The sequence below is a fragment of the uncultured Salegentibacter sp. genome (assembly GCF_963972535.1).
Taxonomy (GTDB): domain Bacteria; phylum Bacteroidota; class Bacteroidia; order Flavobacteriales; family Flavobacteriaceae; genus Salegentibacter.
The window spans coordinates 1-12,448 of the sequence record NZ_CAXAVR010000080.1 but is presented as its reverse complement, the minus strand read 5'-3'; the positions used below and the strand labels follow the sequence as shown (position 1 = coordinate 12,448).

General features: G+C 36.9%; 12 protein-coding genes. 3 read left to right on the top strand and 9 right to left on the bottom strand.

The genetic code is table 11. The annotated features are described in order from the left end of the window. Positions 1–67: 67 nt before the first annotated feature. From fsa to AACZ30_RS10015, 3 genes are read right to left on the bottom strand one after another with little or no spacing between them, the layout of a single operon-like run. A complete protein-coding gene (gene fsa / locus AACZ30_RS10025) occupies positions 68–724 on the bottom strand; it encodes a fructose-6-phosphate aldolase (protein WP_075325786.1) in 657 nt (218 codons plus the stop codon). Between the two features lie 17 nt (positions 725–741). Then, positions 742–2,688, bottom strand: a complete 1,947-nt coding sequence (locus AACZ30_RS10020) for a sialate O-acetylesterase (RefSeq protein WP_339649137.1) — start codon at positions 2,686–2,688, stop codon at positions 742–744. Positions 2,689–2,720: 32 nt separating this feature from the next. Then, positions 2,721–3,440 (bottom strand): NUDIX domain-containing protein, encoded by a 720-nt coding sequence (locus AACZ30_RS10015; RefSeq protein ID WP_075325785.1) that lies wholly within the window; start codon positions 3,438–3,440, stop codon positions 2,721–2,723. Between the two features lie 146 nt (positions 3,441–3,586). On the opposite strand from AACZ30_RS10015, the gene AACZ30_RS10010 reads away from it, so the two are divergent. Genes AACZ30_RS10010 through xylA form a run of 3 tightly spaced genes read left to right on the top strand, consistent with a single transcriptional unit; the run spans position 3,587 to position 8,021 of the window. Beyond that, a complete protein-coding gene (locus AACZ30_RS10010) occupies positions 3,587–5,185 on the top strand; it encodes a sugar porter family MFS transporter (protein WP_339649135.1) in 1,599 nt (532 codons plus the stop codon). A 20-nt stretch (positions 5,186–5,205) separates the two neighbouring features. Next, entirely contained in the window at positions 5,206–6,699 is a 1,494-nt protein-coding gene (locus AACZ30_RS10005; RefSeq protein WP_339649133.1) for an FGGY family carbohydrate kinase, read from the top strand. A 5-nt stretch (positions 6,700–6,704) separates the two neighbouring features. Beyond that, the gene (gene xylA, locus AACZ30_RS10000; protein WP_339649132.1) at positions 6,705–8,021 is read left to right on the top strand and encodes a xylose isomerase; all 1,317 of its coding nucleotides are present in this window, start codon (positions 6,705–6,707) and stop codon (positions 8,019–8,021) included. A 143-nt stretch (positions 8,022–8,164) separates the two neighbouring features. On the opposite strand, the gene AACZ30_RS09995 is transcribed toward xylA, so the two are convergent. The 6 genes from AACZ30_RS09995 to AACZ30_RS09970 all read right to left on the bottom strand — a co-directional run bounded on the left by AACZ30_RS09995 (position 8,165) and on the right by AACZ30_RS09970 (position 12,035). Then, entirely contained in the window at positions 8,165–8,341 is a 177-nt protein-coding gene (locus AACZ30_RS09995) for a histone H1 (RefSeq protein ID WP_075325781.1), read from the bottom strand. Between the two features lie 287 nt (positions 8,342–8,628). Next, positions 8,629–9,306, bottom strand: coding sequence for a type 1 glutamine amidotransferase domain-containing protein (locus AACZ30_RS09990; RefSeq protein ID WP_075327897.1), 678 nt, complete (start codon positions 9,304–9,306; stop codon positions 8,629–8,631). Positions 9,307–9,348: 42 nt separating this feature from the next. Next, positions 9,349–9,981 carry an SDR family oxidoreductase gene (locus AACZ30_RS09985; protein WP_339649131.1) on the bottom strand — a complete coding sequence of 211 codons (633 nt, stop codon included), beginning with the start codon at positions 9,979–9,981 and terminating at the stop codon, positions 9,349–9,351. A gap of 45 nt (positions 9,982–10,026) precedes the next feature. Beyond that, positions 10,027–11,010, bottom strand: coding sequence for an NADP-dependent oxidoreductase (locus tag AACZ30_RS09980; RefSeq protein ID WP_339649130.1), 984 nt, complete (start codon positions 11,008–11,010; stop codon positions 10,027–10,029). 139 nt (positions 11,011–11,149) lie between these two features. Then, positions 11,150–11,605, bottom strand: a complete 456-nt coding sequence (locus AACZ30_RS09975; protein WP_075325778.1) for a MarR family transcriptional regulator — start codon at positions 11,603–11,605, stop codon at positions 11,150–11,152. 1 nt (position 11,606) lies between these two features. After that, positions 11,607–12,035, bottom strand: a complete 429-nt coding sequence (locus AACZ30_RS09970) for a hypothetical protein (protein ID WP_339649128.1) — start codon at positions 12,033–12,035, stop codon at positions 11,607–11,609. Between the last annotated feature and the right edge of the window lie 413 nt (positions 12,036–12,448).

The following is a 12,448-nucleotide window of genomic DNA, read 5'->3' as shown; positions in this document are numbered from 1 at the left end:
GAACCTGCCTTAAAATATCCCGGCGTACCTGGGTGGCAAAATCTTCTAATTCTTTAATTTCCATAATCTATACATTAAATGATTTAGCGTCTTCTAAAAATTTCGCAAGTCCGCTATCGGTAAGTGGGTGTTTCAATAAACCATCTATAGAAGATAGTGGTCCTGTCATAACATCGGCACCAAGTTTAGCACAGTTAATTACGTGCATAGTATGGCGAATTGATGCTGCAAGAATTTCAGTTTCAAATCCGTAATTATCATAAATAAGTCGGATATCTGCTATCAGGTCTAACCCATCGGTAGAAATATCGTCCAATCTTCCCAGGAAAGGTGAAACATAAGTTGCTCCAGCTTTTGCTGCAAGCAAAGCTTGCCCGGCTGAAAATACTAACGTACAGTTGGTTTTTATTCCTTTATCTGAAAAGTATTTTATGGCTTTTACACCTTCCTTAATCATAGGAACTTTTACAATAATTTGCTTGTGTAATTTCGCCAGTTCTTCTCCTTCACGCACAATTCCATCAAAATCTGTTGCTACTACTTCGGCAGAAACATCTCCATCTACAATTTCGCAAATATCCAGGTAATGCTGAAGAATATTATCTTTACCGGTAATACCTTCTTTTGCCATTAAAGACGGATTAGTTGTTACTCCATCTAAAACGCCCAGATCCTGCGCTTCTTTAATCTGATCTAAATTTGCTGTATCAATAAAAAATTTCATCTCAAGTTTAGTTTTAATTATTTTTCTTTAGTTAATTCTATTTCAAATGGGACAGCCGGTAAATCTTCCAGGTTATAAAGATTGGCGTTCCCGGGATTATTAGCCCAGGCATATCTTATTACACCTGGATTTTTAATTTTATTACTATAAATTTTCAAAGTATTATCACCTATTACCTCAGCTTTGGCTTTATAAAAAATCTTACCATCTTCTGAAATTGTAAACCCGGTAGGTTGATCTCCGTTTTTAATTTTCCAGCCTGATTCTAAATTCTCAAAATTGACTACAACAGCTCCATTTTTAATTTCCCAGGCTGAAGGTGCTGGACCGGAACTAACAATATCTTCATCATATATTAGTTTTCGAGCTTCCAGCGCTAATCTATTCCCTACGTCCTTTTTATTTAACGGGTGAATATCGTTCCATTCCCCAAGGTCTATAGTTACGGCCATCCCGGTATGAGGAACATTAAGGTTTGTATTTCGTTGAACTTCTCTCATTTCAGCCCAGCTACTTTCTTGTGGCTCTGTGGATTCTTCCATAAAATTTGGCAGTTGCACCAAAAGAAATGGCAATTCGGGATCCTCAAAATTTTCACGCCAGCTTTTTATCATCTTAGGAAATGTTTCTGAATAAAGATCTGGATCATCGGTATCAGATTCTCCCTGGTACCATAGAACACCTTTCAATTCAAAATTTGTTAAAGGAGCTATCATTGCATTAAAAAGTCCGCCAGATTTCCACCTAATAAAAGTTTGTCCCGGGGTATTTGGCATTGTAACTGCCTGTTTAAACTTCCAGGTTCCATCAATATCCAGTGTATCTTTATCTAATATTAAATGATAAGGTTTATCTTTTATAAAACCTGTAGGGCCGCCATTATTTACCAAACGAACTACAATTTCATTCTCTCCTTCTTTTAATAATTTTGCATCAAACTTATATTTTCTGGGCGGATATTGATAACCGGTATGCCCAACCTGCTTTCCGTTTACATAGGCATAATCCATATCTACCAATCTTCCCAAATGTAATTTCACAGTATCAGAATCAGGTAATTGGGAAATATTTACAGTTTTTGAAAACCAGGCCACTCCAGCGCTATTATTTCTATTTTCTGCTGAAACAAAACCCGGAATTTCAATCTCCTTCCAGGATGTTTTATCAACATCAGTCTTAAACCATTTTTCTTGTAAACCGGTATCTTTTTTATTTAAATCGCTATACCAGTTATTAATTGCTTTTTGTTCAGCATTCACTACCGAATCTAAAAAAGCCTGATTCCCCCATTTTAAATGTTCTTCGTAAAACTGCGGAAACTCTTTTAAAGCTTCTTTATCCATCCAGGCTGAAACCGGGGAACCTCCCAGCGCTGAATTGATAAGCCCAATAGGCACTTCTTTTTTTTCATAGATCGCTTTGGCAAAGAAATAAGCAACTCCGGAAAATTCCATAATATTCATCTTATTGGCCTCTTTCCAAGAACCACGTGAAAGATCGTCCCTTTTGCCGGTAAATTCATACTTATCAGGCACTTCAAATTGCCTGATTTTAGAATTATTGGCATTTTCTATTTCATATGCATAGGTATCTGCCAACCTACCCATTGGTAATTCCATATTTGATTGCCCGGAACACAAATACACATCTCCAAATAAAATATTTTTCACCTCAACCTTATTCGAGGCATTAAATGTCATAGTATAAGGCCCTCCGGCTTTTTGAGCGGGAAGATTAATTTCCCATTTACCACTTTCATTGGTCTCTGACGTAAAATTTTCACCCTGAAATTGTAGCGTTACTACTTCTCCATTAGCGGCCCAACCCCAAATTTTAAGCTCTGTATCTCTTTGGAGTACAACATTATCGCTTATTAATTTAGGTAATTTAATTTGTGCAAATGTAATTCCTACACTTACAAAAAATAAAACTACAAATAATTTCTTTTTAAGATCCAGCCTCATAAAAATTTTTAAATTTTAGCGATAATAATTAATTAGAATTCAAAATTAAATCCTTTACGGGTAAGGTTTTGGTAAATTTCTTCATCAAACCTATACAGTTTGGCCGCCCTATGGGAGACCCCGGTTTGTTTACCTCCCGCCTCCTGTAAAAGTTTCATTTTTAAAAATTTTCTTCTAAAATTACTTTTATCCATTTCAACATCTAATATTTCAGTATAAAGTTGCATCAGCTGGAGCAAAGTGAATTTTTCCGGAAGTAAATTAAAACCAATAGGGGCGCGTTTTACTTTTCCGCGTAGACGGTTTAAACTGGACTGCAAAATTTCATTATGATCGTAAATAAGATCGGGAATATCTTTTATTCTGTACCATTTTGCTTCTGAAGCAGTAAAACCGGCCTTAACCTTAAAATCTTCTCTATTTATTAAAGCGTAATAGCCTACGGTTATAACCCGTCCCAGCGGAAATCGGTCTGGCTTGCCAAAGGTTTTAACCTGTTCCAGGTAAATATCTTTTACTCCGGTTAATTCTGAAAGTAACCTATCGGCAGCCACATCTATATCTTCTTCCTTTTTAATCCAACCACCGGGAAGACCCCATTTTCCTTTACTAATACCTTCGCCGTGTTGTACCAGTAAAACTTCCAGGTAGCTTTTTTCAAAACTAAACACACAACAGTCAATCGTTATGGAACTCATAACTTCTGCTGCAGAAAGATCATTTGTAGGTAAAAATGGCAAAGGGTTTTTCATAAGTGTATACAATAGGTATCTTTATAAAGATATAGACAATTTTTAGGCTTTATTTTTACTATCCTACTTTAATTAAGCCTTGTAAATTGCTAATATAAAAAAAAATAACTATACTTGTAGTCAAATAAACCATAAGATATCTGTAAATGGCAAAATTAAATAAGAGTGGTATTGTTTTAATCACCATAGTAGCAAGTCTTGGAGGCTTATTATTTGGGTATGATACGGCAGTAATTTCTGGAGCCGTTGGTGCTCTTGAAAATTATTTTATTGGAGCATTAGAAACTGATAAAGACCTTGCAATAGCTGCTATCTTTCAGTTTAAAGTAATTATTAGTATTTGTGTGCTGGCGCTTGTAATTTTATTCAGCTCATTTCTACTCAAATTTTTCAGTAAATCAAAAGCCTATCTTATTATTGGGCTTTTTGTGCTTATAGGAGGGGCTGTTTACTACTTCCAATTTTTAACGCTGCCAGGGGTTTTAACCGAAAATTTAAAGAATTCCATCCTCGGGTTTATGGTAAGTAGTGCGCTTGTGGGATGTATTATTGGAGCATCGCTCGGCGATAACGTTGCAAATTCTATAGGAAGGCGAAACGGACTCCTTATAGCGGCTATGCTGTTTGTACTTTCTGCAATAGGTTCAGCCTACCCCGATACTATGAATATTTTCTTCGGAGATTCACTTTCAGCTTTTATTGTTTATAGAATTATAGGAGGAATGGGAGTTGGTTTGGCAAGTATGCTAGCACCGCTTTATATTGCTGAGATGGCACCACCCAAAATTCGCGGAAAACTGGTTAGTTTTTACCAGTTGGCCATTGTAAGCGGGATGATGGTGGTGTATTTTGTAAACTACTTTATTGTTCAGGGGCAAACCGAAAGCTGGATAAACACTTCTGGCTGGAGATATATGTTTCTTTCTGAAGGAATTCCCGCTACTATTTTCTTTCTAGCCTTGCTTTTAGTGCCTAAAACCCCCAGATTTCAGGTGATGAAAGGTAACGAAAAGGATGCTCTTAAAGTTCTTGCTAATTTAAATGGCCCTGAAAAAGCACCGGGTGTCTTAGAAGAAATTAAAAAGTCTTTTGGCAAGAAAAAGGCCCACTGGCTTTATTTTGGAGGAACCGTGGTTGTAATTGGTTTACTCTTATCTATTTTTCAACAATTTGTGGGTATAAACGTGGTACTGTACTACGCGCCCGAAATTTTTAGAGGAATGGGTATGGAAACCGATGCTTCTATGCTACAAACCATTATTGTAGGTGCTATTAATATGATCTTTACAGTAGTGGCAATTTCTACCGTAGACAAGTTTGGCCGTAAAAAATTAATGATGATTGGTAGTGCTGTTATGGCGCTAAGTATGATTGGCCTTGGATTCGCACTTTACCTTGAAACAACAGGAATTACGGCGCTAATGTTTATGCTTTTCTACATCGCAGCATTCGCTATGTCCTGGGGTCCTGTAGTTTGGGTGTTATTATCTGAAGTTTTCCCAAATTCAATAAAAGGAGTTATGGCAGTAGCTGTAGCCGTACAATGGCTTGCCAACCTGGTAGTATCGTGGACATTCCCAATGATGAATAATAATTCAGATTTGGTAGCTATGTTCAACAATGGTTTTCCATACTGGATCTACGGAATAATGGCAATCCTTTCCGGTTTGTTTATTTGGAAATTCGTACCGGAAACCAAAGAGAAAACACTTGAGGAAATGGAAAACATTTGGGTCTCAAAATAAAATAAATCAAGAATTAACGTATGTATTTTTTAGGAATAGATTTAGGAAGTTCTTCAATCAAATTATCGGTACTCGATGCTGAAAAAGGGACAACTATAGCCTCGGCAAAAGTTCCCGAATTTGAAATGGAGATCGCCGCCCCACAATTTGGCTGGGCCGAACAAAATCCAGAAGATTGGTGGGAAAATGTAAAGAAAGGATTTAGCATTCTTAGAGATAAAAAAGGCGTAGACCTTAAAAAAATTAAAGGAATTGGTATCGCCTACCAAATGCATGGGCTCGTTTTAACCGATGATAAACTTAACCCGGTAAGGCCTTCAATTATTTGGTGCGACAGTCGCGCCGTAGAAATTGGAGATGAAGCTTATAAAGCCATTGGTGAAGAAATTAGTAAAAACCAGATTCTGGGAAGCCCGGGGAATTTTACTGCATCTAAACTGAAGTGGGTAAAAGAAAATGAACCCGAAAACTTCAAAAAAGCTTCTATTATGATGTTGCCGGGAGATTATATCGCGGCAAAACTTTCTGAAACTCCTCAAATAAGTACTTCAGGTTTATCTGAAGCCGCTTTGTGGGATTTCTCTAAAGGAAAATTAGCCACTGAAGTTTTAGATAAAATGGGACTTTCAGAAGATTTTATCCCTGAAATTGTTCCGAGCTTTGGAGATCAGGCCACGGTAAGTGCAGCTATTGCAAAGGAACTTGGACTTGATCCCGATACAAAAATCAATTACAGGGCCGGCGACCAACCCAATAATGCTTTTTCACTTAACGCGTTAAAACCGGGAGACATTGCTACAACAGCAGGAACTTCAGCAGTAATGTATGCCGTGAGTGCAGAAAACACGTTTGATCCAGAAAGCCGGGTAAACACCTTTCTACACGTAAATAATACCGAAAAAGCTAAACATAACGGCGTTCTTTTATGCATAAACGGTTCCGGAATTCTTTACCAATGGTTACGTAAAATAATTTCAGTGGGCAGGGAAGAACTTATTCCCTATGAAAAATTAAACGAAGAAGCTGCTAAGGTAGAACCAGGAAGTAAAGGTCTTCGCTTCTACCCTTTTGGAAATGGCGTAGAACGAATTTTCAGCAATAAAGAAGTAAATTCTGGTATAGAGAACCTTAATTATAACATTCACCAACCGGCTCATCTTATAAGATCCGCTTGCGAAGGAATTGTTTTTGCTATGAACTACGGTTTTGAAGTAATGCAATCTATTGGTGTGGAAGGAAAAGTGGTAAGAGCCGGGAAAGACAACCTTTTTTTAAGTCCGGTTTTTAGAGAAATTTTTGTCAATACCACCCAAACTACTTTAGAACTTTATAATACATCTGGCGCAGAAGGTGCTGCCCGTGGTGCCGCGGTAGGTTATGGATTTTATAAAGAATTTGACGACGCATTTACAAGTCTAAAATGCCTGGAAAGAATGGAGCCTGATCCCAAATTAAGTAAGCAGTACCAGGAGATTTACCAGGAATGGAAACAGAATATTAAAATTAAAGAATAATAATTATGAGTAACAACAAATTTTTTAAAGGAATAGATAAAATTCAATTTGAAGGCAGGGATAGTAAAAACCCTTTAGCCTACAAGTGGTACGACGAAAATAAAACAGTAGCTGGAAAAACGCTTAAAGAGCATTTAAGGTTTGCGGTGGCTTACTGGCATACCTTCAACAATAAAGGTGGAGATCCTTTTGGAGCTGAAACTGAAACTTTTGAATGGGACAAAAAGGAAAATGTAATAGATCGTGCCAAAGATAAAATGGATGCGGCTTTTGAATTCATTGAAAAACTTGGAATTCCTTATTACTGTTTTCACGATATAGATGTGGTAGACGATTGTTCTTCGCTTTCTGAATTTGAAAAGCGTATGGAAACTATGGTAGACTATGCTAAACAAAAGCAACAGGAAACCGGGATTAAACTACTTTGGGGAACTTCCAACCTGTTTAGCGATCCTCGCTATATGAATGGAGCTTCTACTAACCCAGATTTTAATGTAGTTGCTCGTGCAAGCGCTCAGGCAAAAATAGCAATAGATGCTACCATTGCCTTAAATGGTGAGAATTATGTATTCTGGGGAGGCCGTGAAGGTTATATGAGCCTTTTAAATACCGATATGAAGCGTGAGCAGGATCACTTAGCACAATTCCTTACTACTTGTCGTGATTATGCCCGCAAACAAGGTTTTAAAGGAAATTTCCTTATAGAACCAAAACCAATGGAGCCTACAAAACACCAGTACGACTATGATACCGCTACTTCTATAGGGTTCCTAAAGAATTACGGACTGGAAAAAGATTTCAAAATAAACATTGAAGTAAACCACGCTACCCTTGCAGGCCATACTTTTCAGCACGAATTACAAACCGCAGTAGATGCCGGGATGTTAGGTAGTATTGATGCCAACCGTGGAGATTACCAAAATGGTTGGGATACCGATCAATTTCCAATAGATGTTTATGAAATTACCGAAGCTATGTTAGTAATCCTTGAAGGAGGAGGAATTCAGAGTGGAGGAATCAATTTTGATGCGAAAGTAAGAAGAAATTCTACCGATCTTGAAGATAAATTTATAGCGCATATTGCCGGTATGGATGCTTTTGCACGCGGACTTATCGCTGCAGATAACGTATTACAAAACACCGATTATAAAAAGCTTAGAAAAGAGCGTTATGCTTCTTTTGATAGCGGTAACGGAAGCAAATTTGAAAACGGAGATCTTTCTCTTGAAGAAATTAGCAAAATAGCTAAAGAGCTTGGCGAACCAAAACAAATAAGCGGCAAGCAAGAATTATACGAGCAAATTATTGCCAATTCTTATTAGGAATTCGGCTTAATTAAACTTTATAATAAATCCTCTGAAATTCGTTTTCAGGGGATTTTTTTGATTAATGAAGTTTTGAAATCAACTCCTTTTAAAGAATCTTTTTAAACCAAAAAAACCTCCTTTTCAGGAGGTTTTTTGTTTTACTTTTTTGATTCTGCAACTGAAACTTTTCGGAATTCTTTTAAAAGTTTTTCCAGTTCTAGAGAAGATTTTCTCGCTCTGGTACCGGCGCTTTTATTGCCAGACTCCAACTGCGCATTAGCTTCTGTTTGGAAATTTTCAAATGTAGATTGAATGTTTTCAACAAGTTCTTTCATGATAGTAGTTTTAAAATTTAAAACGCTAAAATAGCAGAATATTCCCCGGAGACCTCAATTTTAGGATATTTTTGCTGAAAATTTTTAAAGAAAATCACCTATAATCTTAAAGCAGGTCCCCTCACCAATATTTAATCTTCTATAACCCATTTTTTATCAAATAATTAGCCTACGAAAAGAATGTTTTAAAATATTGGGATAGATTTAGAAGGTTATATCAAATTAAAAGTTTCAAAAAAAAACCTGCAATTTTTAAGATTGCAGGTTTCAAAGTAAGGGCGCTTAATTTACTGAAGCATCTCATACAACTTTTCAGCTGCTTTACTGGAAGATGCAGGATTTTGCCCGGTAATTAAATTCCCGTCCTTGAGGACATGAACTTCCCAGTCTCCAGACTTCGAATAAATTCCCCCATTTTCTTTCAGCATATCTTCTACTAGAAATGGAACTACCTCGGTTAACTGCACCGCTTCTTCTTCAGTATTTGTGAAACCGGTTACTTTTTTCCCTTTCACTAAAGGTTCCCCGTTTTCATTTTTTACGTTTTTAAGAGCTGCAGGTGCATGACATACTAAACCTATTGGTTTTTTCTGCTTATTAAAGGCTTCTATTAAAGCAATAGAAGTTTTATCTTCTGCAAGATCCCATAACGGGCCGTGACCCCCAGGATAGAATACCGCGTCAAATTCTTCCGCTTTAATTGTATCTAATTTTTTAGTATTCTCAATCACTTTTTGAGTTTCAGCATCTTTATAAAACCGCTTTGTATCTTCGGTTTGAGCATCTTCACTTTCACTGTTGGGATCTATTGGCGCTTTCCCTCCTTTTGGTGTAGCTACCGTAACATCCACTCCTTTATCTATTAAGTTGTAATAAGGTGCTGCGAATTCTTCAATCCAAAATCCTGTTTTTTGTCCTGTGTCTCCCAATCTGTCGTGAGAGGTTAATACAAATAGTACTTTCATATCTTTTATTTTTTCTTTATTCATTTAAATATTTGAAACTTCTTAACTACGCACTGCTTTCTCAATTGGAGTTCTTCCATCCAGAATTTCAAAAACCTGGTTATGCTTAACGTCGCTGTCCAGAACTTCAACAAGAGTGCGAGCAACGTTAGCCCGGGAAATACTCTCCTGTTCTTCTAATTTTTCTTTTAATTGAATTTTTCCTGAACCTTCTTCGTTAGTGAGAGCACCCGGTCTTACAATGGTATAATCCAAACCACTTTTACGCAAGTACTCGTCAGCATTTCCTTTTGCTTTTAGGTAGTCTTCGAAATCTTCACTAATACTGGGATTGTCTGCTCCCATAGAGCTAAGCATTACAAATTTTTCAACTCCAGCACGCTTAGCCGCATCTGTAAATTTTTTTGCTCCTTCCTGATCAACTCCTTCTACATTTTTTCCTTTAGAGCCGGCTGCAAAAATTGCTTTATCCACATTTTTAAAAGCATTGCTCAAATCTCCTTCTAAATCGGCCAGCACAGCAGCTACATTTTCTTTTTCAAAATGCTCTTTTTGCTCCTGCTTTCTCACCATCGCAATAGGTTGGTATTCACCTGATTTCTTTAATAAATCGATAATGATTCTTCCCGTGCTGCCGTTTGCACCGGCAACTAATACATTTTTCTTTTTACTCATAATCTTTTTCTTTTTTATTTATAATCTTAATTAATTTTAAGCAGCTTAGGATAAGCTAATAATTACTTTTCCTTCTGCTCTTCCCGTCGCCAGGTATTCATAGGCATCAATTCCATCCTCGAATTCATAAATAAGGTCTACTGTTGGCTTGATATTTCCCTCTTCTACCATTGTTTTGATTTCCTTCAACTGGGCAGCATTAGGCTGCATCCAGGTATGCTTATAGGCTATCGATTTTTCCTCAATAAGATTGGATAATTGTTCCGGTAATTTATAATCTGGTATCCCCATAATTTTGGCCGATTCTTCGTCTGGTGGACCTACGATTGAAGTTACAACTCCGCCTTTTTTAATTATTTTGAAGGCATCAAACGTATAATCATCTCCCAAAGTGTCAAAAACTATATCCAGGTTATTCGCAACTTCTTTGTAATCTTCTTCTTTATAATCTATCACCCGGTCGGCTCCAAGGGCTTTCACCCAATCTACATTTTTGCTACTGGTGGTGGTATAAACAATAGCTCCCTTTGCTTTGGCGTACTGAATGGCAAAACTCCCCACCCCACCGGAGCCGGCGTGAATAAGAATCCTGTCGTCTTCTTTTAGCCCTGCTTTTTCTAAAGCCTGGATTGCGGTGAGCCCTGTTAACGGTAATCCAGAAGCTTCTTCAAAAGATATATTTTCTGGCTTTTTAGCAACTTTATCAGCATTAATTGTAACAAATTCTGCTATGGTACCCATTTGTTCTTGTGGCACCCTGGCGTAAATTTCATCTCCGACCTCAAAACCAGTAACATCATTGCCTTTTTCCACAACCACGCCGCTAACATCAAAGCCAATGGTTACCGGTAGATTCAAATCAAGCAGTTCTTTTAAATTACCTTGTGCCATTTTATAATCAATAGGATTTAATGAAGCAGCTTTGACTTCAACTAAAATATCATTTGATTGTATCGTTGGTTTTTCGATCTCATTAATCGATAAACTTTCTTTAATTTCTCCGTATTTTACTATCTGTAGTGCTTTCATATCTATTGTTTTTTATTCGATAATCGAGAGTTAGGTGTTTCAATATTTGCTTCGATTGAAAAAATAGATTTTCGAAACAAAATTCGAATACTCTCGTTATTCTCGATGTTAAAAATTTATTTATCAGTAAGTTACTATATTATTTATCATTTTGCCTGTCTAAAAGAATATCAGACCATTTATTCAGGGTATCCTTTAGAAGCATTATTTCTGTTAGGGTTACATCTTCCGTCAGTAAAGTATTTAGAAGCTTCTCTGGAATTGGAATCGCAGTATTTTTTAGCTTTTTTCCTTTTTCCGTAAGCTGAATAAATACACTTCTTTCATCTTTATTAGAGCGTTTGCGCTGCAGCAAATCCATTTTCTCCATCCGTTTAATAAGCGGGGAAAGGGTATTGGTGTTTAGCAATAATTTTTCTCCAATTTTATTCATCGCTATATTATCGTTTTCCCACAATACCAATAAAACCAAATACTGAGGATAAGTTAAACCCATTTCTTCCAGGAAGGGCTTATAAGCTTTCGTTATTAGTCTGGAAACCGAATAAATAGGAAAACAGATCTGGTTGTTCAATTTAAGTTGCTGATTGTCCATACTATTTATTTTTTGAGTTTCTCCAGGCTCTCCACGCGCCAGATGACCAGAGTGCCCAGGCTATGAGCACCGGTTGAAAGAAAAGCCGTATTAATCTTGCCCTATCTGAATCTAAAGCGCCAAAAGCATCTTTTCCGTCTAAATACTGCGCAACGTTACCCGGAAAAACAAGAACAAAGAAAATCGCTAATGCCCAACCAATGGTAGCACGTTGCTTTTTCCAAAATAATAGAGCGAGGCCTAATGCCATCTCAACTAATCCAGATAAAATAACTACTAAATCTTTGCTTAACGAAAGCCAATCTGGCACCTGAGCCTGGAATTCTATTCTATTAAAGGTTAAGTGGCTAAAGCCTGCATACGTCATAAACAAGGCTAGTAAGATTCTAAAAATGTTTTGCGTTAGTGTTGTTTCAACGTTTCCTTTCATTCCTTATATTTTAATCGCACAAAATTAAATCGCGCACGATGCAAATGTAAAGAATTAGGTAAAAATAGAGGCCTTGATTAGCATAGTATTAACTTCTTGCCATTAGAGTTAGCTAAACCCTAAGATAAATTCACAATAATACAGGAAGGAAATTTGAAAGGTTTTAAGCCTTAAAACCTAATAGGGTTTATTTCGAATTAAGAGAGAGCAGAATCTTAGTAATTTTAAAATCAAAGAATCTACAGAAACTGCATATCGCTTTAAATCATTTGATTTGAAGGAGGGTAGAGCAAATTTGAAGGAAAAAATCACTCTGCGTTAGGTGTAAAAAGAAAGGCTTCACATTTCTGTGAAGCCTTGTCTTTGCTTAGTAGCGGGAACTGGACTCGAACCAGTGACCTTCGGGTTATGAG